We start from the raw sequence: 24,891 nt of genomic DNA, 5'->3' as shown, positions 1-24,891 counted from the left end.
TCACGGGTTCAAAATACTACAAAATGAAGTAAGTTCAATTGTGAGTTTGTTCAAATTATATCTCTGATCCAACATATATCGATCCCAAAATAAAATAAATCATAGTCGAACCAAAAACCATTTTATCAATCATGGTTAAAGGAGTATTCCCATATACAATAATTGCTGGAAGCCACATAAACCCTGCAATAATGCCCAATACTAAATTGATTTGGTTTAATTTCATATAATCCCCTAATTTAATCTAGTTTAACATACTCAACATCACAACCACAATTACAAACATTACTACAACCATTACTATCGTTTTCAACGTCACGAGGGAATCTTAACTGGTCTGTATCGCCTGTAACATCATTTACAACATCGAACATTTCATCAATACCCACAGTCACGCCTTCCATGCCTGAATGTCTTGTCTTCTCTAACTGTGACCATACCCATACTTTATGTGTCATTACTGGGTCTAATCCGTTTTCTATTGCGTTTTTGTTTGCATCTTGCCAGAGTTGATCTTCGATATGTGTTTGTTTGTATTTTTCTAAGTCTTTTGAAAGGTTGTTAAGTTCTTTGTAGGATAGTTCACGTCCTGAATACATTTTGCCATTGCTTAAACTTCTTTCTAGAATAGATTGTCTTGATACTGTACTACTTAATTTACTGGCTTGAGAATTGAATTTTGTTATATCGACTTGTGCTTGGTTTAAAGTCTTCTCAACATATTCTAAATTCTTTAATACTCGTTCGGTTTCCTTTTCACTGATAACTTTTGTTACTTTATCTGCGGACATTCGTGTTAAATTTTTATAGAGTGCATCGTTATTGGTTAATGGACTTTTAATTAATCTTTGGAAGTCTTTTACTGTGTTGGGGTGGTTTAGGTTGTATATTGTTGTGTATACTGTTTGTTTGCTGAAACTATCATAGTTGGCGTTGTCAATTGCGTCGTGGTTGTCATATGCTAGGTTTACTTTTTTATCTATGAGATTATTGTTATAGATCTGTAATCTGTTATAAAGGGGTTGTTTAGCTTTGATTAGTTGTAATCGTTTTAATCGATTGATTGAGGACTTAATACTGGATTCCCCCCGTCCGTAGATTCAGTAACTGGCATTAATCCTGTTGCACTATCATACTCTTCTTGTTGTTCAGGTGTTAATTCTCCAGTTAAACCATAGTCATCGAGTGGTTTGCCTTGGAAGAAACGCATATCGTATATTGGGTTGCTGAAATCGTAATCCTCAACATTTAAATCCGATACATACTTAGATAATAATATAATAGTCTGTTTAAGTGTTATTAAGCCTTTCATGAACAAATCAGTGAAAACACTAATCTTAGCATTAACTAATTCGCTGAACATTGGAACTTCAATATCAATATCCAACTCATGTTCTAAAGTAGGATAACATTCACTGATAACTTCAAGTAAGCCATCTTCATAAATTAACTGTTTAGCATTCAAAGACTTAGTGTAAATCTCCCAAAACGCAGCGGTCTTCTGACTATTCATAGATTCTTTAATATCATTAATCATATACCGTTCACGAGGTATTCCAAAGCTAGATATTATCTTTTGGTCTGCTCCTTTAGCTTTATCTTGTAAATAACTGTAATTGTCATCACTTATTTTAACATAATTCATAGACATGGCGTCACGTGTTTCTTCATAGAGTACGGCTGTGCCTATACCTGCTGATTTTAACTCAGATGCGATTGTTTGCGCTCCACTCATTTCAGCTATTGCTTTTAGTTGAGCATAGGTTGGATCTGTATCTTCTGTTTCCCCTTCAGTAGTTTGAGGGAAGGTGGATATTGGTAATGCTCCCTGTTTATTAAAGAACAGTACCCCATTAACGTTATTTCCACTGTTAATCTTTTCTGTATCAAGAGATTCTAAAGCAATTTGACTATTCATTGATTCAATGGACTGTAGCCATACTGGTTTTTTGAAGAATTTGTAAAAGTTATCTCCACCAATCCACCAAGCTAAGCCTAGTTCTTTTCCATCATAACTAATATATTCTTCAGGGTAGGTTTCACCCACTATTTTGTAGTAAGTTTTATCAGTTATTCCCATACTCTGTTCGATTAAATAGATAGGTGTTGATTGTAGTTTCTCATCAACAACTTTAATTACTTGTAAACTTTCCATTGGTAACTGTATTAACCTGAATTCATCTTGTTCTTCAAATTTAAGTATCTTACAACAACCGGCTCCAGTTAGTTCATAGTCTCCACACATGTAGCTGATTTCTAGTTGGGATTTTTCAATACTATTAATAATATTTGAAATGTCAATATCAGTTGATTCTTCGTTTTCATCTGATTCATCTTTAATATTAATATTGATTACATTACCTAATATTAAATCTTCAGCGAGTATATTGCAACTCCGAGCTAGCATTAAATTTTTATCAAAGTAGTATGAAGCGAGTAATGGTTTAATTGGAGGGGTTAAGTATTTCTGTTTGGTACTGGTATCTTTTTTATCAGAGCCTGTTGCTATTTGCAATTTAGCGTTAGCTGTGTTGTCGAGGGTGGATTTTATCATCTCTACTTCTTTATTGACTGTTTGTCCTTGTATCATAAACATGTTTTACACTCTCGCTGTTTTCATACCACTAGTACCATTCTGAACCTGTAACTCATCCCTAAGGAAATTCCGCCCCTGACTTAAACTATCAATAATGTTAGGGGATACTTTCATAAGTGGAGATAAACTACTGATTTCTTCTTTTAACAAATTATAATAAGTCTTTTTATAACTTGATTCAGTATATTCCTTCTCATCTAATAATTGATTAATTAATATGTGGCCTTGACTCATCTCTCTAATTAATGGCCTTGCCCTATTAAACTTAGAACCTACTGGTTTTTTAGGATGCACTGCAATATTTAATTGATTAAAAAATTCAGTCCAATATTTTTCAGTATCAACCCAACTACCGGGTTCCATCTCAATAATACATAATGATGGGTGGATGCCTCTTTGCTTATCTTCCAGTACATGCCCTTCTATAAGGTATTCTGTTGAGGTTCCTACTGTTTGGCTTATATTATCTATCATTATTCGATTTGTATTTATATCCAATGTAAGGGTTGAGACTACAAATTTATCTTTACCCCTACCTGCTAAATCTATACTTAATATTGAAAAAGAGTTACCGGTAAATGTTGGTTTAAGGAAGTCGTTTAAAGTGTTTATATCTATTAATTGGCCTTTACTGTAAATATAATGCCAGTTACCTTCCATCTGACTTTGTTTATCAATTTCATCCAAATCCTTCATACTGGCTTTGAATTCTTCCTGATTAATGTAAGGGTTTGTTTTCCAGCCCATAGGCACATAAACATATGGTCCTTCTACAAATTCATTAAGGAATCGTTGACTGCTTTCATTTAAACGATATGTTTTAGGGTCGTATTGAGGGTTTCCAAAACTTATAATGGATTTAGGGAATCTTGAATCTGCTTGTTGTCGTAGACTTCTACCTTGAAATGTTAATATTCGTTTATCTATTTCTGGGGCTTCATCATTGCAGATTTGTTGATAGCTTTTACTTCTTGTTTTTTCTTTTTTCTTTATATTGTCAAAAGCTCTAAAAGCTAATAATCCGCCTTCTTTGCTTTTTATTCGTGGGGGGTTTAATTTTATTTTAAGTCTATCTTTTTTTTCTAATTCTTCATTCCAGAGTCCAATGTATCCCCAAATACTATCAACGCTTTCTTCTGTTAAGTCATCATAATTTTTACGAGTGTTTAATCCTTTAAATCCTTTTAAATGAATAAATCTTAAAGATAAGACTGCTCCAAATAAGGTTTTTCCACCGTAAGCTTCTCCACCTATAAGTATACTATGATAATCATTCACTATAGGCCGGTTAAGATAGATTAAACTCTTTAATTGTTGAGGATAACCTAAAACTCCTTTTTTGATTTCTTCAGGGATGTAAGGATTGTCTATTAATGTAAGCTGGAGCATATCTTTATCATATTGAGTAATGGGCCCTAGGTTTAATTCTGCCAAGATAGGCCCCTCCTTTATTCGCCATGTTGTACCGGCTCATCTAATTTTTCCAATGCTTTATCCATGATGTTGTTAAATTTATCAATAGGTTCTTGTTTAATGGTGCCATTTATTTCTTCTTTAGTATGTTCTGTAGGTTCTCCTGCTGCTAGTTTGGAAACTTTTTGAGCAGATTCCAATGCCCTACCTAAATTCATCAATTGATAAGGAGTATTAGATGGCCTTCCTTTTATCAAAGTTCCATCTTCAAGAACTTTAATAATAACCTCTCCTTTATCTAATAAGTCTAATTGTTTATCAGCTTCACGTCTTAACTTATTAGCAGTTCGATTAAACTTAATATCTTCAACTACAATAGCTTCAGCTTCAGATTCACTTAACTTGTCTATTTCCTTTTTCTCAGCTACTTTTCGTTTCACTTTGTTTTGGTATTCTTCTCGTTTTTGTCTCCAGTTCCATTTTCGAGCTTTTTGTTTTAAACTGTCATAGCTTACTTTATACCATGTTGCTGCTTCTGTGAGTTTTGGATATGCTTTTTGGCCTTCTTCGTCACGGTATCCTTGTATCATATCCTTCTTTATTGTGTCTTGAAGTTCTTGAGTTAATGGTGTAATGTCCGTCATTGGTGATCACTTTTTAAAATTTTAGTGAAAAGATAGTGAAAGTTGTAATTGTTATAAAAAAATGAAAATGTTTATATATTGTGAAAATTAATTGTATGTTTGGCCTCTGAGTATCTGGATTTTGCCGTCCAGCTTGGAGGCTATTATCTATAATGGTGTGAAATATTCTAATAATTTACTTAATATTATGAATATGAAAGTTAGAAATGCACCTATCAATATAAATTTGATTTGGTTTCGGAATGTCATTTTATTGTCCGATATTTTTGTTTCTGCTTCTTCTTTCCCTTCCTTTTTGGCATCGTCTATTTGAAGTTTTTTAACTTCATCTAGTATTGCATCTAATTTATTTTCTGTTCGTGTATGTAAGGGGCATATTGGGATTATATTTGGGTTATTCCCTGTGTATGGGATTGCCTCTGTTTTTATGGGTTGTTTGCCGTCCATTGAAATCAAATCCTAAAAAAAATAAAATAGGGTCTATGCTACATTGTCCTCATTTGATGGGGGGGTAGTTGTTAATAAATCACCTATATAATCAAGTGATGCGGTTGTACCATAAACGCCAGTAAATATTGTGAATAGTAATGCAATTTGTGCCTGTAATGTTATAGCTCCAATTAAGTTTACGGTATCCATTATAGGTATTGATGCAACGAACCCCATTATTATTATAGGAATTACGTTTATCTGGAATTTTCCATTTACATATGCTGGTGTTAGGTTCCATCCTGCGCTTCTGAATAGTCTTGCTATTACTGCTATTAATATTACAATATATGCTAATATTGTTAATATTTGTATATCCATTTTTAAAACCTCCAAAATAAATAATATTTTATTAGATTAAAATAATGGGATAAAAATCCCATTTAATTACAAAATAAGAATAAAAATCATTTGTTATTGGACAAATGATAAAACCAATCTCAGTTCGTGGGAGAGAGACAGCCCCTATTTGGTATATTTCGAGCAATAGCTCTTCCCATATTTTTAAAGTACTAAGACAAGCCTTAAAGGCAGGTTATGGTCAGACCCAGTTATGCTAAAATAACAATGAATATTTTAAAATGGGATTTGATAGCCGTCAAAATCCCCGTACATATCATTATACCATGATCTGTTAATCAAATCTTTACTTTTTGAACGTGATGAAATATGCTCTGATAAGTAATCATTTAATGTCTCTTTACAGTTGGGGCATTGATAATGTAATTGTCTTAAATGTTCTTTTTGGTCTAAATGCTTTGTAGATGTGTGTCCACATTGATTGCATTTAATCTTTGATTGATTCATAATTGTTCCCCTTTGATTGTTTTTTTATTTGTACTCATTAATACTAAGGGACGTTGCTCAAAGTTTAATTCCTTTAATCCATCTAGTTTTGGTTCTATCTGGTTATATAATGTATCAATATCTAAATTTATACGTAAAATTCTGTCCTTTAACCATCTTCTCTGAATTAACACTGTTTTGTCAGAAGTATCGTGCATATCTTTTAACATTCTCCACCATAAGATACAAGTGATAACATGTTCATGAGTTGCCTTTTTTGTACCTGTATAAAAATATTTTAAACCATAGTTACGTACTATCCATTTAGTATCTGCAACTTGAATCTTAGTGGCTTCTAATAAATCAGTTAAGTTATAATCTATAAAATCATAAAATTCATGTAAACGTTGTTTATCCTTTGGAACTCTTTTACTTCCATTAACATTATTTATGCGCCCTTTACTTGCCTTCAATAAATTAGCATAATTTGAATTAACATTTGTTGATTTAATGCCAAAATCCCTATGTTCATTACGAGTATCATTCCGTCTAACCCCATAGCAATGTACATCATATTCCAATTTATAATCAATCCCAGATTCTAAAATTTGGTTAGAACTATTATAATTCTTAAGTAAATTTGTTAAATATTTCATTCCATTACTGAATGCTCCAGCTTCATTTATGGTTCGTGGAATTCCTGACTGTAAATCTTTACAATTACGTTCAATCCAATCGTTATGTGAGGAATAAGGAAAAGTGTGATACATTTTTTCTTTTTTGCCTAAAACTTGCATTGCTGTATTAATCACATGTCCACATGTATCACATACTTGTTCGGTACTGGTTTCAAAGCCTTTAACGTCTGTGCATATCATTACTGCGATTATTGTTCCCTTACAATCTTTTTGAGGGCATGGCTGTTTTTTGTGGCCGATAGGTTTTCCTAAATCTATCCCTGATTTTCCGTTATATGGTTTTGTATTGCTGTTTGCATATCCTTTTCCTGCTTTTATTGACGTTGAATTCTGTTGATAAAAATCATATTTGTATGTGCCCAGATTTTGGAAGTTGGAACTATTCATCAGAATGCCCCCAGATATTTTCATCAAAAACGCCTAACTGTAACTTTATTTCAAGTATTTCGGTCATCAAAACACAATTCTTTTCTAATTTGGCATTCATGTAGATATCGTCAAGTAAGGGGGTTATTTTTTCAATTTGTCCTTTTGCTTCTTGCCAATTTTCATAATATTTTTCTTGCAGTTCCGTGGCTTTTTTTAATGCACATTTTGTTTGAGTATATACTAATCCTTCCATGCTTATTTTAAAGTTTAGAGTATCCTTATCCCTTTTTAAGCTATAATTTTCTTTTTTTAAGGTTTCTATTTCTGAAAATGTTTTAAAATAATTTGTAATAAACTCAAACATTATATCGCCTCCGTTGGGAACGCTTTTTTAATTTTACCTGCAAACTTATCTCCAATGCCAGGTATACTTATTAAGTCCTTTTTAGATACGTCCCATAATTCACGTAAACTGTATTCATTTAAAATAGCTTCTGCCTTTTTCTCCCCAATCCCTCGAACACCTGCCATTAGCATATTCATATCATTAGACAGTCGCTTTATTCTTTTAAAGCTGTTATCAGTAATTTCAATGTGTTTCCCTGCAACACATTCATCATAATATATTATTATTGTTTTGACAGTCTGCCACATATCCTCTAAATCGTTGCACTGAATCCATTTAACATCGTGTCCGACCATTACGCTAGCCATTTCGCCACGATAATGTTTTTTTGTGAACCATCGCTGTTTATAACTGTTTTTGAATTGTTCTAATGTTCCAACGAATATTACGAAGGGAAATTGAAAATTTTCTTTCATGTGCTTTGGTTGTGTACTCAGTCGCTTATCCCTTATTGACTGTGGTAGGTCGTCACCTATCTTTATTTCAAAAACACAAGCATTAACTCCGTCTTTTATGTATTGAATATCTCCATACAGTAAGTGTTCTACTGTGAGGTTTGGGAGGTACTTTCTACCTACTTCGATGGTTTGGGGATCTTCGTGGTAATCAACGAGAATTGGCATAATTAAACCCCCCAAACTAATCTACCAAAAATAACGCATAATGCAAATGTAATTAAAAATGCATTAGCATAAATCCCTAAAAGTAATAAAATAAAACGATAATTTATTTTGGGGAACGGATCATATTTTGATAAATCTTTTCTAAATGTAGTGAGTAAATCAGTTCTAAATTCTCCGTTAAGTTCATCGATACTCATACGTGAATGATCTTCTGAAATAAAGAAATAGTTGTATTTTGTATGAAATCCCAAATAGTCGTACCATCCTCTCCAAAATCCTTGTTTTTCTTCTCTTTGCTGTAACATCCAAAGGAAATCCGGATTAGATAAGAGGGTTACACGTTCTTTTTGAAGTTTTTTCATATATGGATAAGTTAAGATTTGAAAAATTATATGGGATTTAATTTTGCTTAATTTGTGTTCATTTGTGCTTAATGAGTTTAAAATATCAGTACGAATGATATATGATTCTTTATCATATTTTGGATTAATCCAGTGGCTTTGTTTGGCTTCATTCATATTATCCACTCCTTTCTAAAGCCACAATACATGGATTACGATGAATAAAAGTAGCATAGAGGCGTAAATCATCCAGACTGAATGTTATGTTATATTCTTCAAAAATAGTATGACCAATATGACTCAAACTCATATGACCATCTAACAGTTCATCTACTCGGGTTTTTATGTCAGGGGATTCTTTAAAGACAAGTGTTAAACTTTTGAATGTGGATTTGGAGTTCATTAATACTCCCCCACTTCATCTTTAAAACACCAACAGCCACCAGCGTTATGTATTTCTCCTATTAAATCACAACACCATGTTTTACCCAAACATCCCTGAACCTCGGAAGAATGAATACAAAAACGACAAGGTTTAGTTCGATAGGTTTTATCTGCAATGTAGATTTTAATTTTATTAAAAATAGATTTTTTTTTATTTTTGGTTTTACTCATTTGATGCCTCCAAACTTAGATAAAGTTATCTCGTTTGCCGACACCTACTCACGTAAATGAGTATTCAGTTTTATATATCTTAATAGTGGTTTATAATATTTAAATGTTACGGATTTGGTTTAAAACTATGAATCAATACAAAATAAGAATAGAAAAATGGAATAAAATTAGCGTTGTGTATAATTGATTAAATATAATTGTTTCAATGATTCGTTGGTGTTTTTAACTATTTCTTCCAGTACTGGCTGTACTATTTTCGCTATAACTTTAGCATTATGTTCCATGATTTCATTGTTTCTTTTAATATTTTCATCATTATATACTACAAATTTCATGCTTTTAATCCCCCTTCACTTCTTTTAATAATCAATTACTTCAATAATTGTAATGCTTCTTGGCTGCATTCCTCTACCTTCATAATTATATTCTATTGCATATTTGCCTTCAAGATAAGTTAATAAATTTTCAATATATCCTCCTTGTACTGCCAGTGTATCGTCTAAATGAATTTTTTTATAATCCTCAAAAGAATTTATTTCATGTTTTTTATTAATCTGGTTGTAAATATCAAATGCTTTAAATTTATTTAGAAATTCCCATAAAGACCTAATTTTAGTATAATCTAAATTTACTTTCATATTTTCACCTGAAATCATTTAAATACTATTTAAATCTTTTAATGTCCAATTCCACCCGTTATTGTAAAATGTTTAGTTCTTCTTATTTGCATTGTCATGTAATCCTCGATTGCCCTTTTCATTTCTTTGTGACCTCTCCAAATACCATTCATTGTATAACTCCAGTTAGTTAATTCTTTTCTAATATCTTTATGAAAATGTTCCATTTTGTTTCCTAAATATATTCCTTTGAAGTAATAATCTAGTAATGGCATTTAAATTACTCCATTTTTATCATAATTATATCTCTGAACTTTATAAATTAATTTATCTAGTGGATTATATTTATATTCGCAATGGTCACATATCATAGTTCCATCATTATAAATACGTACGTGAAATGGTTTTTTACAGTTAAGGCATTTCATTTAATCACTTAAATCCCAAATTCCATTATAACAAGGTTTTCATTTTCTTCAAACACTACCAAATCACATTCTGTTATTCTTGCACAAATTTGTCTTACAGAATCAATATTTAAATTAAATCTACCATCCACAATAGGTTCTTTTCGGACTTTAAATTTTTGTGCAAACCTTTCCAGGTCTTCCTTATCTTCTATTGTCCATCTGTCATATTCTTGATAACAAGTCATTTTAACACCTTTTTATTGATTAATAATAGTTCTACTTCTCCATTCGGTTATATAACGAAATAAAATGAACTTCCGTATATACAGCTATAACGATCTAAATAATCTTCTCTAAGCAATCTACTAAAAATCCCCCAGTTATACCTTCAATTAAGACAACTTCCTTGCCATGTCCCACAAACCAAGGCTCAGACCTAACTTTAAATTGTTTGTCTTTGTATTTTGGTAACTCTGATTCAGTGCAATCAATCATTTTTACTATATCGCCGGGTTTCAAATTAGATTTAATTAGTTCAAAATCAATCACATCAACAACTAATTCAGGATTCCATCCTCCATGCTTTTTATTTATTCTATCAAAAACATTAATATATTCTTTAACAGTGTATCCTCCTTCTTTCATTGCATCTTCTTCAGATATATCCCCTAATCTCTCTTTTCTTAGACCTGTACATCTTATTTTTCCAAAGTCATCTTTGCTTAACATCTGTCTTTTTATTTTGTAAATTCCTCCAACTTTTGCCATCGGTTTTTTCCATGCCCTTCTAGTTTGAGTTTTTTCTTCCCTTAAAATCGCTTTTATGTGTTCTTCTTTGAATAACATGTTTATTCCTCCAAATCATCCAAAACAACCCATTCCCTATCAACAAAATTCCAAGTCATATTAAACAGTTTATAAAATACAAAATCTAACCAGCAATCAACCAAAGTAGAACCCTCACCTTCAAGCCACCAATAATAAGCCCAACCTAAATCTCCAACTCCCAAATGTAACTTATCATCCAAAATTTCTTGTAACTGCTCATCATAAGGAAGCCATACATCTGTGACTCTACGTAATGCCATACTTCCTGCTTTACTTGCAAAGTCTTTAGAATAATAATCAATTTCTAATTTATTCTCATCATTGTTCATTCGTGTTAAGACTCGATCTCCTGCTTTTTGTTTCCAAACTCTTCTGAGTTGGCTTTGTCCTTTTACACATTTTTTAATAAAATCTTCATCCAATCTTTTCATAATTTAAGCCTCCTCGTGTTCCCCTTCACTGTCAAGCCAGTTAGGCCGTTTACACTCTAAACATTTATATTGGCCTTTACGAGTTCCCATTTTTTGGAGATTGCCTCCACAATATTTACAACTAATGGGAATCCCGTCCAAATCAATTGCAGTAAAACCTAAAGTTCTTACACTTTTAAGGAGATATGTTTTACCATCTGCTTCAACTACTCTCCCCGGTTCTAATTTCATGTTATCGACCATTCTAAACCCCCACATTCCCTTTCAAATTATCTTGCCTAATACGAATCAACCTAAACACATTCGGTCCAGTCAGATTATTATTGTCATATCCTAACACTTTACGACGTGAATAAACAGAATTTCTAGACCTTACGGGTGAATCCGCATCAGTTTCTTCATTTATTTTCACAGATATTTCATTGTCTAAATAGCCTTGTTTTGCATATTTAATTAGTATTGCATCCTCTTCAGGAGTCCAAGCTTTTTGTTTAACCATATTCATACGCTCCTGTTCCTCTTACGAATCCACATTTCATGCACTTTTTGCTGAAATTTAAATCGACTGTAATTATTTTTAATATCAGTAAAATCAGGTTGTGGTGGACGGTTCCGTACACTGCCATCAGGATTAGCCCCATATAGTATTGCTTTGATGAAACTATCCAACCTCTGAGGAGTAACTGGATTCCCTGCCTCCTTCATAACACCTGTAATTTCAGTTATCATCTCACGCAGTCCCTCTGTCATGAAAACACTACGATAATAATCGATTGTGCCAGTTGGGTGTTTATTCATTTAAACATCCTCCATTTTCTGCAAGTTTCAAGAGAATCCCACATATAATCATCAATCCATTTAACATTGAAACCGTTAAGCTCCAATAATGATTTAACGATTTTTTCACGTTCAGAATCAGTCCCATTGATATAAGTATGATGAATAATTCGATGACAATTAGCACAAAGAGTAATACAATTAATTGGGTCTCTAATTAACTCAGTTTGAAAAAAAGGATTTATTTTTGGAATGATATGGTGTACTTGTAAAGCTCGTTCATCATTGAAACCACATATTTTACATTGATTATTATCTCGCTCTCTAATTTTTGCAGTGTTATTGTCTGATTTTATTTCGGCATTTTTTAGTAAATTGATAAACTGTTCTTTAGGAATTCCATTTATATCTGATTTGAATTTTTCATTTTCAAATTCAATTAAATATTCATATCGATTTGCACATAATTTACGTTGTTCATATAGTGGAACATCTCTAAAAACAATATGAATATCATCTAATCCCTGTAAATTAAAATGAAGATGGTAAATCCTATCTTCTTCACCAAGATATACAAGCAGACTAGATGTTCCTTTAATTTCAGCATCACATTCAGAACAGTACCATAATGATTGTTCTAATTCTTCTCTAAATTCAGGGGAAATGTTAGATGTTGTGCGGTCACTTTTAAGAATGATCATCTGCAAACCCCCAGTTTTTAAGTGCATCATCCACCAATGCTTTATTTTCATCTATTTTTGTTTCCGCCACAGTCGCCACACTTTTAGTATTAGGTTTTTCACCACTTTTCGCCACACTTGCCACGCTGCTATTTTTTCCTGCCACACTTTTGGCCTGTTTCGCCACACTTTTACCCCTTTCTGCCACACTCTGCCACACTTTGTGAATCATCGAACTCCACGGAGGAAGCTTAACTTTATCAATAAGCACTTCTACGCCCGTATCGTCATGTTGAATGATCGGATCCAAAATCTCAGGTGACACCCCACATACTCCCTCATCACCATACACATTATCCTTAACATATTTTGTGATAAGTTTATCATCAAAAGTAAGACTACTTAATTTTATAACTTTGGGTTTACCTGGAGCAAGACTATATAAATTATATTTACTACGATACTCATCATACTTAACAAGCTTATTTTTATCCTCCAAAGCCTGACAATAACTTGAAATCAATTCACGCTGAAATCCAGCAGGTTTACTACTAAACTTACGTTTAATACTAGAAACTGTAAAAAGGGATTTACATTCATCAAGCCTAACTTTATGATCTAACAATTCAGTAAGCTCATCTTCATTCAACTGCTCCAATTTATTAGGCATAATCAGTTGATTATAAAAATTAATAGCCCCTGGAGACAAACCAATATACAAATTAAACATTTCACTGACAATTTGATTATCAAACTTAGTACTGATAACAAAAGTTTCCTCATCAGTACGTATCTGCCGTCTTTCATCAGCATGCAGCAATGTAACCACTTTCACCAAGTTTGGGATTTGCCCGGCAACACGCCTTAAATTTTCACTACCTTTAAACCAGTCTACGAGACATAAGTAATATGGATTAATCACTTCTAACGAACCATCAAAGTTATATGCAAATAGCTCAAGATATGCACGTAACAAAGGCAATTCATTATCTTTAATGTTCGACCTTTTTTTGGTAGGTTTGTTCTTAACAGTGAGTTTTTCCATGAACTTCAAGAACATATCGTCAGTACTTCGAGGGTTAAGCATAAGGCTTCTACTTATCATCTGCTCATCTCTCATCTCTTTCACACTAGTAAGAGATAAAGCAGACTTTCCACGTATTGACATTGTTCTTGGAGTCATTTCTCCAGTAACTGGGTCTTTAACATTCTTTGTACGTTGTGCGGGTTTTTCATCAGTACCTAATTCTTTGAAAACATTGATAACTTCTTCATTACGTTCAAAATCCTTTTGCCCTCCAAGATCGCCGAGTACTGCTACTTTTCTATCGAAATAATCTTCACCAAATTGTGCTGTTAAATCAAACATAACAGGATAAGTCATTATACCTGGAACTTTATTTGAATCTGGAATCAAACTTAATGCTGCCTCTTCGATTGTGGTTTTTCCACTTCCAGGACTTCCGAAAATAGTTACCCATATTGGATCTAAACCTAAAACTGTTGCCATGAATGCGGTGAATGCAGCTGCAATATTTGTTGATTCATCAGCGACGAGCCATTCTCCAGCGTAAAATATGTATTCCATTAAGCTCATTTTAAGTGTATCAATTAAGGTTTTGAATTCGCTTGATTTTTCTTCTAATTCTTCCATACGTTCTTCTATTTCTTGCTGTCTTTCCTGCTCTTTGTATTCTGAAAGTCCGTCTATGAATTGGTAATATTGGTCTTGAACGCTTTCAATTGCTTCAATAAATTTGGGTTTGGTTGTTTTTTTATCGTATATTTGAAGTGCATATTCGCTGGAATGTGCTTTGTTGTATAGGAATCGTATGTCTTCTGAGTTGAATGTGAGTGAGTCTATTCTTTTTGTTATCTTCTTTTTGGCTACAAATGCCCCTAATTTACCCTCTTTACTTATATGTACGTATCCTGTATTTTTTCCGTGATCGTGTTCTATTCTTAGGTAGGTTCCTGCCATGATTTCTGCGATGAATTCTTTCAAGTTGTCACCTCCTTTATTATGCCTTAAAAAGTTATGATAAAAATATTAAATAATATGTAATATTGCTGTGTTGCCTAACAGTTTACTCCTTCTACCCACAGTTCCCACAAGTTGATAGTAGCCACAGTAACAGTTACTGCAAAGCTTATCTGATTCGCTGAGTTCAGAGGGTTTTGATTCATCTTCTGTGGTGTCTCTACAATTATTACAACGATACATATAACTCATTGTGTTGTCTCCAGTAAGTCGGGATTTTCATAAATATTACCTATAATTTCTAATTTTTCTACAAATGTCCAAGCTTCTCCCAAATATTTATTAGAATAACATCCACTTACCCTAAATCCTGCATGGCCTTCTGAATATTCTATTTTAAAAATACAACTTGTTTGAGAATGTTTAACAATATCTCCTTCGTAGATTTCAACGCCATTCTTATCTTTTAAACCTGTGAACTGCATTAATTCAACTTGATCCGGATAAGTCCAACAATTTAAACCATTATCCTTTCTTTCACATACATCTACAATTATTTCTTTATGGTCAAATTCTATGATGTGAACTGGATACGTCTTGTTTTCATGTTTATTCCATGCTCTGAATTTTATTTCACGCATTTAAGATTCTCCTTCTAAACATTCCCGATGTACCCATTCGTGGCTTTTATCAAGCCATTTGAGGTTGTCTTCGGCTGGTTCGATTTTTTGTTTGCATATTGAACATGGCATTTTTAATCACCAAACATTAACCTAATAACAACATATCCGGTATTAGCCTGTCCTGAAAACACACCCTGGTATCCTCCACCATTCAATATAATTTTATTTGGATTTAATTCACTTTGCAACTCATTTAACACTTTAAAATCAACATCGCAACACAATTTAAAATTGATAGATTTCTTGAATATTTGAGGTTCAATTGTTCCACTGTTAAAAATTTCATCATTTTCAATCAGTATTGATTTAGCTTTTTCAGCTAATTCTTTCAGTTGTTCTTCGATTTCGTCTTCTAAAATGTTTTTCATTTCAATTTTCTTTTTTAATTTATCTACTTCCATTCTAAAGCCCCCAAATCAGATACCCTAAACACACCCCAATCACAATAAATAATAAGGCATTCCCAAAGATGTATGACCAAAAGTAAGTTCCAATATTTGTTTCATATTCCATGTTATCGGTCTCCACAAAATAAAATTAAGATTTAAACCCCAAATCTTTTTTAGCAGTAGTAAACAGTTCTAAATTTTCTTTACTTTCAGTACTGAATTCATTAGCGTCACGCATTTCAACAAGTTCTTTAAGAACATTAGTTTTAGTAATAGCCTTATCTCCAGATGACAATGTGCTTATTGCTTCATCTAAATATTTATTTTTACTTTTAAGTTTCTGAATTACTGAATCATTTAAAATTTGGCCATTATTTAAAGTAGATGATTTAGGGGTTCCTGATGTTTTAGGAGTAGATTTAGGTTTTTTTGGAGCTTGTTTTTGTTGAGATTCTCCAGATTCTGCTGCATTTCCATCGTCATCGTCTTGGTCACATATTCCCAATACTGCTGCTAATTGGTAACGGCGACCATAAGTTATAGTAGAACCTATCCCTTGTGGTGTTTTCTTATCTGGTTTCAAATACAAACGAGAAGACTGTAAATATTCCCCGCTAGTATGTATCAACTTAGTTTCAATATATACGTAATTTTCATCATTTCCCGCATTCTGATATAGGTATAAACCATTTTTTGAAAGTAATGGTCTTACGAGGTTTAATATGCTTGAAAGAGTTGCATATTTGCTTTTAAAAAAAGGATTGGTAGCTTCTGCAATGGGGTTTGTAATTTCTTCTTGTACTTTGCATAATGCTTTTACAAGATTTATCCCTACAATGTCTTGAGTTACAGCGACATTCTCTATTGAAGTACTTCCATCTTCCATGTTTATTCCCCAATTTGAGTTATTCGTAATGTGTTGTATGTGAAATTACCTTCATGTTCAATAATATCAACAGTAATCGAATCTAAGTCATTAATGTAATCTTGAAGCTCTTTAAAGCTCATTGAGTAAACATTTTTATCTTCTTCTTTTTCAGGATCGTTAAGTTCTTCTATACTGTCAATGATGTCATAAGCTACGCTGTTTTTAAAGACTTTAATTGAATCATTATCACTTTTGAAGTTTACTTTAGCTTTTAAAACCTCTTCATTTTCGTTATTTGTAATATATAGGTTTGCACTATATTTTTTAACTTTGTTACCTGTTAATTCGCCTTGTTTGTTGTATTCATCAAATTCATTTTCATATATTTTAGTCAGAAATGGATTTCCTACAAATGAACTTCCATCGTCTAAATCATTTAGTTTAAATTCTTCATATTCGCTTGTATCCGGTCTGTTTCCTTCTATTTCTTGTGTTTCTTTTACTAATGTACTAAATAATGCCATTTTATCACCTTTGCATAACTTCTAAGTTAATTCCATACATTTTCAATTCTTTAATTAATCGTGTGTCATCAAATTTATTTTTAAGACATATCCTACTGACTTCTTTCATTACAGACCTTCCGAGTGTGCTTAAACTGTTTATGTTGTTCAGGTCGTCTGCCATGCTTCCGTAGAAGTTACTTTGTTTTGCTTTCATAGTTTGATACCCCCATATCTACTAAAAAATAAATTAACTTTGAATCAAAGCTGTTTTACGATTAACAATCGCTTCCTGTGATCTAAGTTCTCTAAATTTGGTATTGGATTCAAATTCTAATTTTAATATTTCACGTTCGAGTTTTGCTTTTTTGATGTGTATAAAAGTAGAATCTTGAGAGACCAACCGGTTAATTTCATCAGTAGTAATCCCTGTTATGCTTCTGTTTAAATATTCTTCCCATTTTTCAGTTCCAAATTCCATTAATTCAATGTCCAGTTCTTTTGAGTTTTGTTTTAAGTTTAACCATTCTGTATTTATTTCAGTTAATTCTTCGTTCAATTCTAAGAGTTTTTTAATGTCTTTATCCATTTTATACACCATTTTTAAAGTTTTATATGGCAGTTATCGGACTGCCCGCCGAATTCAAACAAAAGTCTGGAATGGGATTTAAACCCAGTTCTAGACATGTGATAATTTATTTTGAAGCCAGTAACTCAAATTCAATTGTTTTAATAATAGGCATGAGTGGATCCATCGCTAATTCATATCTGGAATAAAATTTATGCAATGGTTTTTCGATGTCCATTGTTAAAGGTAGCATGTTTTCAATGTCTAAATATCCATAAGGATGAATTGATTTTGGAATTAGGTGGTGTACGATCATTTTATCGTGATTATCGTAACCATAACCTTTTTTAACTTGTTTGCAGTTGGATTTGTATTGTTTAATTACAACTGGTTTAGGTTGTCCTAATGTTTCACATATCCTGTCTATCGTTTTAGACATTGAAATCATTCCTATTTTAACATTCTGCGGTTACTATTCTGTTCGTTACGTAATAGTCCGTCGTGTAAATCTTCAACTAGATTATGCAAAGATTCTAACAGGTTTAATACTAAAAATGTTATTGGATTCATTGTTTTGCCTCCCCTACAAATCCACAATCACTACAATATTTAAAAGCGTTAGTCTGGTTGTTTTTGTGAAATCCATATGCTGTAGCGTTATGTTTACCGCATCTAGGACATTTCATTCAGATTCCTCCTTGTATTCTTCATAATCAGGACATGCTCTTGGATCTTCAAATATACAATTCCCTTTTAAATCATATCTTTCCATTATTTTTTGACAAGGAAATCCATAAAAACCATGTTTGCATCTCATTCTTCCATCCCCATTAAAGCCTGTAAACAGCCAGTCCCTACTATTTCATCATGCATCTTTGTCCAGTATTCAATAATTTCCCCATCAATATCGTACAAACATACGTCCTGCATTTTAACATCCGCCTGTCCCATTTTGTTTATTGCTTCCATATTTTCTCACCTTTTTATACAATCAGCGTAATAATTGCTGTTTGCTTCTCCAATAATGTCTTCTGCCATCTGGTCTTCGGTTAATTCAAAAAGCCAGTAGTTTATTTCTTCTTTAGTTAGTCCAGTTTCATTTACCATATTTTCTCACCTGAAAAAATTTAATTAAATTCGTCCTCCATTTTGAAGGTAATCATCACAAGCCCCACAATTAGTGCATGTTTCAGCTTCGCATAACGCACTTGCATGTACTGGTTCTTCTGGAGTTTCTAATTCTTCAACACGGTTAGTTAATGTTTTAACAAGTTTTTCAAGTTCTGTTATTCTTGTTTCCATATTATCCGGATCTAATCTGGTTTGTTCTTCTGCCATTGCTTTTAAATATTTTCCATAGTGTGGAGAATCCACAAAATCTCTTTCAAAATCATTTTCAATTTCGCTCATTTTTTATCCCCCTATACTTTCGTTGTATCTTGCTTTGTTGCTTCTAATATATAAACTTTGCTTTATTGCTTTACTGCTTGACAATATCATACAAACACAACAAACTTTAAATAATAAAAGAAATATATTTAAATCTGAAGTTATAAAACAAGGAGTGATAATAATGAAAGCAAAATCAGAAATTATGGAAACGATACACATGGCAAAAGAAAGGAACATCCAAACATCCATCCGAGTACCTGAAAGCAAATATGAAGTCCTTGAAGAAATTAAAAAATTAGAAGATACATCAATCAGTGCATTAGTCCTTGAAGGTATAGACCGTGTTATTGCAGATAGAAAACCTGAATTAACTGAAAAGATGAGAGAACGTAATGATTTAATTAAAAAAGTACTTGATGAATTATAATTACTTTTTATACTCATTTCACAATGATAGCATACGCTAACACTATTATATTGATTAAAAACAATACTCATTTTACCACGCTCACGTGGATCTAATTAACTGCTTAGCCTTACCAATCCAAACACCTGCTTTTAAATAATATTTATCAGCTTTATCAGGATCAATATTAACTAGTTCTTTAAATTTAGATAAGCAGGACTCAGCTTCATCATTATACCGTTTCAGCAGGTCGGCGTTCATACGAGTGACCCCCTGGAAAATAACGTGTTAAATTGAATCCGGCTAAGTGTATTTAAAACAAAAAATAGTTCGTGTCCAATAGATTTGGGCATAATTTTATATACTTGGTCTTGACATATTCTCATTAGTATCACATTGGTACACAGTAGATACGGGGTTGTCGGCAAAACAAGTGAACCGTATCTACTGGTTATTCTCACATGACCCTGAGGTCATTTTTTCCAGTTATTCCAGACAAGAACAATTGTATCTTGTCATATTAGCGTATTGATTTTTGATACATATAAATGTTTCGTATACTCCTCTATTTTTAAATTTAACCTCATTTTGAGTCTGTTTGGAATACCTCACTCTTCTATTAAACCTACATCGTAGTTATGTTCAATCTAATTAAATACTCATTGCGAGAGAGCGCATGGTAAGTATTCCCCTTTCAAATAATAATGTATTAATCTAATATATAAAGAGTGACACGGAACCCAATTTCACAATTGCACAGCGTAAATTTATATACTCGTGATTTATAATAGATGCACAAGTTATTTCAACCAATCCAAGTAATACAACCAGTTTAGCATTTGTGATCCATAATGGCAAAAGAAAAAACAGTCCGATTTAACGTATCAATACCTGTATCGCTTTACATTGATTTCAAAAAAGCTGCAATAGACCAAATGTTTTGGCGATCTGTTGAGGAACAAATAGAATTTAGCAATAAGTACGTGCAATTATCAGCAATGGAAGCATTAGAAATGTGGGTAGCTGTGAAACATATGGATCCTAAACGCATTGCAAAACTGAATAAAATAGAAATTGAAGAATTTGGGCATATTAAAGATCCGAAAGAGCGTCATAAAACTATGTGGTTACAAGCCCTCGACGAATTTATAACTAATCATAGTGATTAAAATTATTTTTTACGTAATTTATCATATTCTTCTTCTATCTTAGATTCACGTAATATTTGGTCTATAAGTTTTTGCTGTGAGTCTATCTGATCTTGCAACTGTTTAACTTCGGGACTGTTAAGTGTTATAGTTTCAACATTCTCTAAAGTCAAATAATCTAAATGCTTAATATAACTCTTTTGTAATTCATCTGGATTCGCAAGGTAATATGTAGCTTTTAGGGGGTCTTTATGCTTCCAGCCCATAAGGTGAACTAAATGATCGTTAATTATCCCTGCATTAGTTAATTGTGTTTCAAAGAATTTACGGAACATATGAGTTGTTAATTTACCATATCTGTAATTACCTTTATACCATCCTAATTTTTTATTGAGTCGATATATCATTATTGCATATGTTCTGTAGCTATATCTTGTATCAACATTGTCTCTAGAGGTGAAAAGAGGCCCTTTACTATGCCCCAAACGTTCCAATTTTATATACTTTTTAATTAATGCAACAGCTTCAAATGATATGAATGTGTAATGTTCACGACTGCTTTTAGTTCTTTTATGATGAATTTTACATATTTGGTATCCTTCTTTTAAATCAATTAATCCATCATAGAATTGTTCAATATTAAGTTGTAATACATCTTGTATTGCTATTCCTGATGTTGCTTGTGTTAGGATTAATGCTTTTATTTTGAATGAATTTGCACCGTGTAATGCGTCTTTTATGTCTTGTTTGGTTAATCCTTCACGTTCATTTTTAATTATTAGATTGTCTTTTTTACGTTTTAAATATGTTTTAGGGGTCATTATACGGTAGAAATGGAAGAATGCTGATATGTTTGCTTTTCTTACGTTTGATGTGGTTTTACTGGCGTTGGTTTTTTGGTCATATTCTTTTAGTAGTGTGTACCATTTTTCTATTGATTGTTGCCATGGGGGTGTTCTTTCTTCTTGTTCTTTCCAGGTTATCTCTAATAATTCTGTGGGAGATTTGCCCGTTAATTGTGTGAATAGGGCTAGGGCTTTGAGGTAGTTGTCTATGGTTGCTGGGCGTAGTCCGTCGAGCCAGTCTTGTATTACTTTTTCTTTTTGTATTTTGTCTTTGGTGGGTTTGAGGTTTGCTCTTTGCATGGTTTGATCATTGGGTTTTATGGGTATATAACTGTTACATTTTAGTTAGGGCTTGGTTATGTAACTGCAACGCCCTATCTTCCTGGCCCGCTCTAACACTTCCCGATTGGTGCTGGCTGTGAGGTATATAATAGGTATCTTTAGATTTCCAACGATTTTTTTAGCTGCATCTATTCCATTTATTTTTCCCTTAAGCAGAATATCCATTAAAACCAGATCTGGTTTGTATTCATATGCTTTTTCAACTGCTTCCTCTCCAGAAGAAATTACAGGAAGTACAGTAAATCCTAAACCTTTTAATCTATTTTCGATATCTAAAGCAACTATATTTTCGTCCTCTACAACTAAAATTTTTATATTTTCCATTTAAATCCCTTTTAGCGCCATATTAATTATTAATATACGTTTAAACTTACTTTTAATAAATTAAACGCCTATTATATTAACACATTTATTTATTAATGATATAAAGGTTATATTATAGATATTAATCATTCCAACGTAAAGTCAGGTTGATGAACCCATGAATTTCACAATAAATAAGAATAAGTTCACTCTTTTTCGAGGGATGTCAATCTTCTTTGCTGCTAGCTTGATAATTACAGCCATAATCTTAATTAACGAAAATATTGATCCCACTAATAATACATTTGGAAATTTAGCCTTTTTTATACTAAATCTGATTGTTATAACCACCCTATTCTGTGTAGCAAAAAAATCATTTAAATATGGTAGAAGAGCATTTGTAAGCTGGACTTTAATAGCATTATCACAGTTAGTTACCATTTTAGGCAATGTGTTATGGACCCTTATGTATGCAGAACTTAATAAGTCCCCTTTTCCATCAATAGCCGATATACTTTATCTATCCTATTACCCTTTACTTATACTGGGTATTTTGTTTTTACCAGTTGCTAGAATTCAGGAAACAAAAAAGTATCAAATTCTTTTAGATACTGGAATTATGATTTTATCGGCAGGCCTGGTGTTCTGGGCAGTTTTAATACCAATAATTGAAGTTCATAATTCAAACGTATTTAGCATGTTCATATATTTATCCTACCTGCTTATGGACATTTTTATACTGTTTATACTACTCTACCTGTTATTTGACTGGTTTGGACAGGTAAAAAAGATGCCTTTATTGTTACTCGCCTTAAGTGTGACAGTTCTGGTTGTTACCAATGCTATTTACATCGGTCAATTTTTATACGGCGTATACATACCCGGTAACTTTTTAGATCTAGGATGGTTAAGCTCATATTTTCTAACAGCACTGGCCGGTATTTCCTATATAACTGATAAATCCCAATCATCATTTAAAAGTTTAAAATATAAAACTCCATTCCTGAAAGTCAGCAGGAGTTCTTATTTACCTGTACTATGGCTTGCTTTTATATACATGCTGTTATACTGGATTTATACGCAGTTAACAGATGCTAATTTGAATATTCTTGTTTGGGGAGCAGTGATTATTCTAACGATGGTGTTTGCCCGTCAGATTTTGGACTTAAAAGAAAGTAACGAGGCACGGAAATTACTGCAAACAAACCAGGAAATATTAGAAAAACGGGAAAAGCACTTAAGTTTAATAACTGACAATATGATGGATTTAATAACAAGAATCGATGCCAATGGAAAATATCGATATGTTAGCCCATCTGCACCTAAAGTTTTAGGTTATACACCCGAAAATATGCTGGAAAACAATATTTTAGATTTAGTGCATCCCGATGATCTAGAGAAGCTAAAATCATCAGCTCAAAAAGCAGTATATACTCATGCCCCTAATGAAGTTGAATATCGCCATAAAACACCTTCTGGAGATTATATCTGGATTGAAACAGCAGGCACCCCCATATTTGACGGAAATAACTTTAAAGGGTTTGTATGCGGAAGTAGAAATATAAATTATCGGAAAATCGCTGAGGAGCAAATTAAAACCTCACTTGAAGAAAAAGAAGTACTGTTGAAAGAGATCCACCACAGGGTAAAAAACAATATGCAGATAATTTCCAGTTTATTAAGCCTCCAGTCCAGATACATCAAAGATGAAAATTACCTGGCAGTTTTCAAGGAAGGTCAAAATAGAGTTAAATCTATGGCCATGATCCATGAAGGCCTCTACAAAAGCGATAATTTGGCCAGAATTAACTTTGAAGAATATGTACACAATTTGATATCAGGGCTTTTCAGTTCCTACGGAATAGATAAAGATATAATTAAAACAAAAATTAATCTGGATAATATCCTGTTGGATATAGATACTGCCATCCCATTGGGCTTAATTCTCAATGAATTGATTTCTAACAGCTTGAAACATGCATTTCCACATAATATTCCAAATTCTAAAAATTTCACATTTACAGATCATGCAGTTGAAATCAATAATTTATCAAACATACAATTTGCCCCTTCTGGAGGAATTACATCCGAAATAAATATTTTACTTTCGCAAAAGGAAGACATGCTGAAACTGATCGTTGGAGATAACGGAATAGGATTTCCAGAAAATGTCAATTTTAAAAACACGGAATCATTAGGCCTACAACTGGTAAATACACTTGTAAACCAGCTCAACGGAGAAATAAAACTCGAAAAAGAAAATGGAACAAAATTTACGCTTAATTTAAAAAAATGAATTTGCTAAAATAATATAAAAAAACTAAAAATAGTAAAAAGATTTATAGATAAATTATTCCGCATTTAAATTTAATACATGAGTAACAAGAGACACAACTATAAATCCTGCTATGATGACTGAAAGAACTAAAATTGCCTGATCCATATTTAACACCTTACCAATTTTTTATCTTTTTAAACATTAAATTTTAACCAATATAACCTTTGTGTATAACTATTTAATAATTAATAATTAGTTATAAACACTATTGATTTTAAATTATAGTTACATATTACATGTTATTTTTAATTATATAAAGTTATATGACTAATACAACCTAAAATATATAAATTTAATCATATCCATAATAATTTGAAACCATTTTATGCAATTACCACATAGTAATTCGAGCTTATTTTAATTATATATAAGTTATATGGCTACTACAACCAATTAGTTATA

At 32.3% G+C, this 24,891-nt stretch carries 43 protein-coding genes; 3 read left to right on the top strand and 40 right to left on the bottom strand.

The annotated features are described in order from the left end of the window. Positions 1 to 55: 55 nt before the first annotated feature. The 37 genes from ASJ80_RS16860 to ASJ80_RS03610 form a co-directional block, all read right to left on the bottom strand. Positions 56 to 226: a hypothetical protein gene (locus ASJ80_RS16860; protein WP_176720201.1), complete on the bottom strand. Its 171-nt coding sequence runs from the start codon at positions 224 to 226 to the stop codon at positions 56 to 58. A 13-nt stretch (positions 227 to 239) separates the two neighbouring features. Further along, complete coding sequence (locus tag ASJ80_RS03765; RefSeq protein ID WP_141705161.1) at positions 240 to 599, bottom strand: hypothetical protein; 360 nt, start codon at positions 597 to 599, stop codon at positions 240 to 242. Between the two features lie 452 nt (positions 600 to 1,051). Then, entirely contained in the window at positions 1,052 to 2,596 is a 1,545-nt protein-coding gene (locus ASJ80_RS03760; RefSeq protein WP_069583092.1) for a hypothetical protein, read from the bottom strand. Positions 2,597 to 2,599: 3 nt separating this feature from the next. Further along, positions 2,600 to 4,030, bottom strand: a complete 1,431-nt coding sequence (locus ASJ80_RS03755) for a hypothetical protein (protein WP_069583091.1) — start codon at positions 4,028 to 4,030, stop codon at positions 2,600 to 2,602. 14 nt (positions 4,031 to 4,044) lie between these two features. Next, positions 4,045 to 4,653, bottom strand: a complete 609-nt coding sequence (locus ASJ80_RS03750) for a hypothetical protein (protein WP_069583090.1) — start codon at positions 4,651 to 4,653, stop codon at positions 4,045 to 4,047. A 147-nt stretch (positions 4,654 to 4,800) separates the two neighbouring features. Beyond that, positions 4,801 to 5,100, bottom strand: a complete 300-nt coding sequence (locus tag ASJ80_RS03745; RefSeq protein WP_069583089.1) for a hypothetical protein — start codon at positions 5,098 to 5,100, stop codon at positions 4,801 to 4,803. A gap of 33 nt (positions 5,101 to 5,133) precedes the next feature. Further along, positions 5,134 to 5,463 carry a hypothetical protein gene (locus ASJ80_RS03740; RefSeq protein WP_069583088.1) on the bottom strand — a complete coding sequence of 110 codons (330 nt, stop codon included), beginning with the start codon at positions 5,461 to 5,463 and terminating at the stop codon, positions 5,134 to 5,136. 255 nt (positions 5,464 to 5,718) lie between these two features. Further along, on the bottom strand, positions 5,719 to 5,949 hold the full coding sequence (locus ASJ80_RS03735) for a hypothetical protein (RefSeq protein WP_069583087.1): 231 nt from the start codon (positions 5,947 to 5,949) through the stop codon (positions 5,719 to 5,721). Beyond that, on the bottom strand, positions 5,946 to 7,013 hold the full coding sequence (locus ASJ80_RS03730) for a hypothetical protein (protein ID WP_069583086.1): 1,068 nt from the start codon (positions 7,011 to 7,013) through the stop codon (positions 5,946 to 5,948). The genes ASJ80_RS03735 and ASJ80_RS03730 overlap by 4 nt, the downstream gene beginning before the upstream one ends. Next, a complete protein-coding gene (locus tag ASJ80_RS03725; RefSeq protein ID WP_069583085.1) occupies positions 7,006 to 7,359 on the bottom strand; it encodes a hypothetical protein in 354 nt (117 codons plus the stop codon). The genes ASJ80_RS03730 and ASJ80_RS03725 overlap by 8 nt, the downstream gene beginning before the upstream one ends. Continuing rightward, positions 7,359 to 8,024 carry an ERCC4 domain-containing protein gene (locus ASJ80_RS03720; RefSeq protein WP_069583084.1) on the bottom strand — a complete coding sequence of 222 codons (666 nt, stop codon included), beginning with the start codon at positions 8,022 to 8,024 and terminating at the stop codon, positions 7,359 to 7,361. The genes ASJ80_RS03725 and ASJ80_RS03720 overlap by 1 nt, the downstream gene beginning before the upstream one ends. Positions 8,025 to 8,026: 2 nt before the next feature. Next, the gene (locus tag ASJ80_RS03715) at positions 8,027 to 8,542 is read right to left on the bottom strand and encodes a hypothetical protein (protein WP_069583083.1); all 516 of its coding nucleotides are present in this window, start codon (positions 8,540 to 8,542) and stop codon (positions 8,027 to 8,029) included. Between the two features lies 1 nt (position 8,543). Beyond that, positions 8,544 to 8,768 (bottom strand): hypothetical protein, encoded by a 225-nt coding sequence (locus ASJ80_RS03710; RefSeq protein WP_069583082.1) that lies wholly within the window; start codon positions 8,766 to 8,768, stop codon positions 8,544 to 8,546. Further along, entirely contained in the window at positions 8,768 to 8,980 is a 213-nt protein-coding gene (locus tag ASJ80_RS03705) for a hypothetical protein (RefSeq protein WP_095651971.1), read from the bottom strand. Before ASJ80_RS03705 ends, ASJ80_RS03710 begins: the two co-directional genes overlap by 1 nt. Before the next feature lie 167 nt (positions 8,981 to 9,147). Further along, the gene (locus ASJ80_RS16855) at positions 9,148 to 9,315 is read right to left on the bottom strand and encodes a hypothetical protein (protein WP_176720200.1); all 168 of its coding nucleotides are present in this window, start codon (positions 9,313 to 9,315) and stop codon (positions 9,148 to 9,150) included. Positions 9,316 to 9,339: 24 nt separating this feature from the next. Beyond that, positions 9,340 to 9,618 (bottom strand): hypothetical protein, encoded by a 279-nt coding sequence (locus ASJ80_RS03700; RefSeq protein WP_141705160.1) that lies wholly within the window; start codon positions 9,616 to 9,618, stop codon positions 9,340 to 9,342. A 38-nt stretch (positions 9,619 to 9,656) separates the two neighbouring features. Further along, positions 9,657 to 9,872, bottom strand: coding sequence for a hypothetical protein (locus ASJ80_RS03695; RefSeq protein WP_069583079.1), 216 nt, complete (start codon positions 9,870 to 9,872; stop codon positions 9,657 to 9,659). 161 nt (positions 9,873 to 10,033) lie between these two features. Further along, the gene (locus ASJ80_RS03690; protein WP_069583078.1) at positions 10,034 to 10,252 is read right to left on the bottom strand and encodes a hypothetical protein; all 219 of its coding nucleotides are present in this window, start codon (positions 10,250 to 10,252) and stop codon (positions 10,034 to 10,036) included. A gap of 94 nt (positions 10,253 to 10,346) precedes the next feature. Next, a complete protein-coding gene (locus ASJ80_RS03685) occupies positions 10,347 to 10,853 on the bottom strand; it encodes an ASCH domain-containing protein (protein WP_069583077.1) in 507 nt (168 codons plus the stop codon). 2 nt (positions 10,854 to 10,855) lie between these two features. Beyond that, a complete protein-coding gene (locus ASJ80_RS03680) occupies positions 10,856 to 11,266 on the bottom strand; it encodes a hypothetical protein (RefSeq protein WP_069583076.1) in 411 nt (136 codons plus the stop codon). Positions 11,267 to 11,269: 3 nt separating this feature from the next. After that, entirely contained in the window at positions 11,270 to 11,509 is a 240-nt protein-coding gene (locus ASJ80_RS03675) for a hypothetical protein (RefSeq protein ID WP_069583075.1), read from the bottom strand. Position 11,510: 1 nt separating this feature from the next. Then, positions 11,511 to 11,765: a hypothetical protein gene (locus tag ASJ80_RS03670; RefSeq protein ID WP_141705159.1), complete on the bottom strand. Its 255-nt coding sequence runs from the start codon at positions 11,763 to 11,765 to the stop codon at positions 11,511 to 11,513. 2 nt (positions 11,766 to 11,767) lie between these two features. After that, positions 11,768 to 12,064, bottom strand: coding sequence for a hypothetical protein (locus ASJ80_RS03665; RefSeq protein WP_069583073.1), 297 nt, complete (start codon positions 12,062 to 12,064; stop codon positions 11,768 to 11,770). After that, a complete protein-coding gene (locus ASJ80_RS03660) occupies positions 12,061 to 12,744 on the bottom strand; it encodes an HNH endonuclease signature motif containing protein (protein ID WP_069583072.1) in 684 nt (227 codons plus the stop codon). Before ASJ80_RS03660 ends, ASJ80_RS03665 begins: the two co-directional genes overlap by 4 nt. Beyond that, the gene (locus ASJ80_RS03655; protein ID WP_141705158.1) at positions 12,731 to 14,704 is read right to left on the bottom strand and encodes a hypothetical protein; all 1,974 of its coding nucleotides are present in this window, start codon (positions 14,702 to 14,704) and stop codon (positions 12,731 to 12,733) included. The genes ASJ80_RS03660 and ASJ80_RS03655 overlap by 14 nt, the downstream gene beginning before the upstream one ends. 69 nt (positions 14,705 to 14,773) lie before the next feature. Beyond that, complete coding sequence (locus tag ASJ80_RS03650; protein ID WP_069583070.1) at positions 14,774 to 14,956, bottom strand: hypothetical protein; 183 nt, start codon at positions 14,954 to 14,956, stop codon at positions 14,774 to 14,776. Beyond that, positions 14,953 to 15,345 carry a YopX family protein gene (locus tag ASJ80_RS03645; protein ID WP_069583069.1) on the bottom strand — a complete coding sequence of 131 codons (393 nt, stop codon included), beginning with the start codon at positions 15,343 to 15,345 and terminating at the stop codon, positions 14,953 to 14,955. Before ASJ80_RS03645 ends, ASJ80_RS03650 begins: the two co-directional genes overlap by 4 nt. A gap of 113 nt (positions 15,346 to 15,458) precedes the next feature. After that, positions 15,459 to 15,788: a hypothetical protein gene (locus ASJ80_RS03640; RefSeq protein ID WP_069583068.1), complete on the bottom strand. Its 330-nt coding sequence runs from the start codon at positions 15,786 to 15,788 to the stop codon at positions 15,459 to 15,461. 136 nt (positions 15,789 to 15,924) lie between these two features. Further along, positions 15,925 to 16,662 (bottom strand): ERF family protein, encoded by a 738-nt coding sequence (locus ASJ80_RS03635; RefSeq protein ID WP_069583067.1) that lies wholly within the window; start codon positions 16,660 to 16,662, stop codon positions 15,925 to 15,927. 2 nt (positions 16,663 to 16,664) lie between these two features. Further along, a complete protein-coding gene (locus tag ASJ80_RS03630; RefSeq protein WP_069583066.1) occupies positions 16,665 to 17,168 on the bottom strand; it encodes a hypothetical protein in 504 nt (167 codons plus the stop codon). A 4-nt stretch (positions 17,169 to 17,172) separates the two neighbouring features. Beyond that, complete coding sequence (locus tag ASJ80_RS03625) at positions 17,173 to 17,364, bottom strand: hypothetical protein (protein ID WP_069583065.1); 192 nt, start codon at positions 17,362 to 17,364, stop codon at positions 17,173 to 17,175. Positions 17,365 to 17,397: 33 nt separating this feature from the next. Next, a complete protein-coding gene (locus ASJ80_RS03620) occupies positions 17,398 to 17,736 on the bottom strand; it encodes a hypothetical protein (RefSeq protein WP_069583064.1) in 339 nt (112 codons plus the stop codon). Between the two features lie 106 nt (positions 17,737 to 17,842). Then, entirely contained in the window at positions 17,843 to 18,154 is a 312-nt protein-coding gene (locus tag ASJ80_RS03615) for a hypothetical protein (protein ID WP_141705157.1), read from the bottom strand. 243 nt (positions 18,155 to 18,397) lie between these two features. After that, on the bottom strand, positions 18,398 to 18,532 hold the full coding sequence (locus ASJ80_RS17625) for a hypothetical protein (protein WP_255360675.1): 135 nt from the start codon (positions 18,530 to 18,532) through the stop codon (positions 18,398 to 18,400). Further along, positions 18,529 to 18,684, bottom strand: a complete 156-nt coding sequence (locus tag ASJ80_RS16850; protein WP_176720198.1) for a hypothetical protein — start codon at positions 18,682 to 18,684, stop codon at positions 18,529 to 18,531. The genes ASJ80_RS17625 and ASJ80_RS16850 overlap by 4 nt, the downstream gene beginning before the upstream one ends. 6 nt (positions 18,685 to 18,690) lie before the next feature. Then, a complete protein-coding gene (locus ASJ80_RS17620) occupies positions 18,691 to 18,822 on the bottom strand; it encodes a hypothetical protein (protein WP_255360674.1) in 132 nt (43 codons plus the stop codon). 24 nt (positions 18,823 to 18,846) lie between these two features. Beyond that, positions 18,847 to 19,125 carry a hypothetical protein gene (locus tag ASJ80_RS03610; protein ID WP_069583062.1) on the bottom strand — a complete coding sequence of 93 codons (279 nt, stop codon included), beginning with the start codon at positions 19,123 to 19,125 and terminating at the stop codon, positions 18,847 to 18,849. A 163-nt stretch (positions 19,126 to 19,288) separates the two neighbouring features. On the opposite strand from ASJ80_RS03610, the gene ASJ80_RS03605 reads away from it, so the two are divergent. Continuing rightward, positions 19,289 to 19,534: a hypothetical protein gene (locus ASJ80_RS03605; RefSeq protein WP_069583061.1), complete on the top strand. Its 246-nt coding sequence runs from the start codon at positions 19,289 to 19,291 to the stop codon at positions 19,532 to 19,534. A gap of 81 nt (positions 19,535 to 19,615) precedes the next feature. Here the strand turns inward: ASJ80_RS03605 and ASJ80_RS16845 are convergent, their stop codons facing one another. Further along, positions 19,616 to 19,774, bottom strand: a complete 159-nt coding sequence (locus ASJ80_RS16845; RefSeq protein WP_176720197.1) for a hypothetical protein — start codon at positions 19,772 to 19,774, stop codon at positions 19,616 to 19,618. A 590-nt stretch (positions 19,775 to 20,364) separates the two neighbouring features. On the opposite strand from ASJ80_RS16845, the gene ASJ80_RS03600 reads away from it, so the two are divergent. Beyond that, on the top strand, positions 20,365 to 20,682 hold the full coding sequence (locus ASJ80_RS03600) for a hypothetical protein (protein WP_069583060.1): 318 nt from the start codon (positions 20,365 to 20,367) through the stop codon (positions 20,680 to 20,682). A 2-nt stretch (positions 20,683 to 20,684) separates the two neighbouring features. On the opposite strand, the gene ASJ80_RS03595 is transcribed toward ASJ80_RS03600, so the two are convergent. Beyond that, positions 20,685 to 21,806, bottom strand: coding sequence for a tyrosine-type recombinase/integrase (locus ASJ80_RS03595; protein WP_069583059.1), 1,122 nt, complete (start codon positions 21,804 to 21,806; stop codon positions 20,685 to 20,687). A gap of 45 nt (positions 21,807 to 21,851) precedes the next feature. Beyond that, positions 21,852 to 22,172: a response regulator gene (locus ASJ80_RS03590; protein WP_069583058.1), complete on the bottom strand. Its 321-nt coding sequence runs from the start codon at positions 22,170 to 22,172 to the stop codon at positions 21,852 to 21,854. A gap of 202 nt (positions 22,173 to 22,374) precedes the next feature. Here ASJ80_RS03590 and ASJ80_RS03585 point away from each other — a divergent pair, with 202 nt between their 5' ends. Continuing rightward, positions 22,375 to 24,447 (top strand): sensor histidine kinase, encoded by a 2,073-nt coding sequence (locus ASJ80_RS03585; RefSeq protein ID WP_069583057.1) that lies wholly within the window; start codon positions 22,375 to 22,377, stop codon positions 24,445 to 24,447. Positions 24,448 to 24,891 lie beyond the last annotated feature (444 nt).

It is taken from the genome of Methanobacterium bryantii (assembly GCF_002287175.1).
Lineage (GTDB): Archaea > Methanobacteriota > Methanobacteria > Methanobacteriales > Methanobacteriaceae > Methanobacterium_D > Methanobacterium_D bryantii.
Note: the sequence above shows the minus strand (reverse complement) of the source record. Positions and strands in the feature narration are given on the sequence as shown.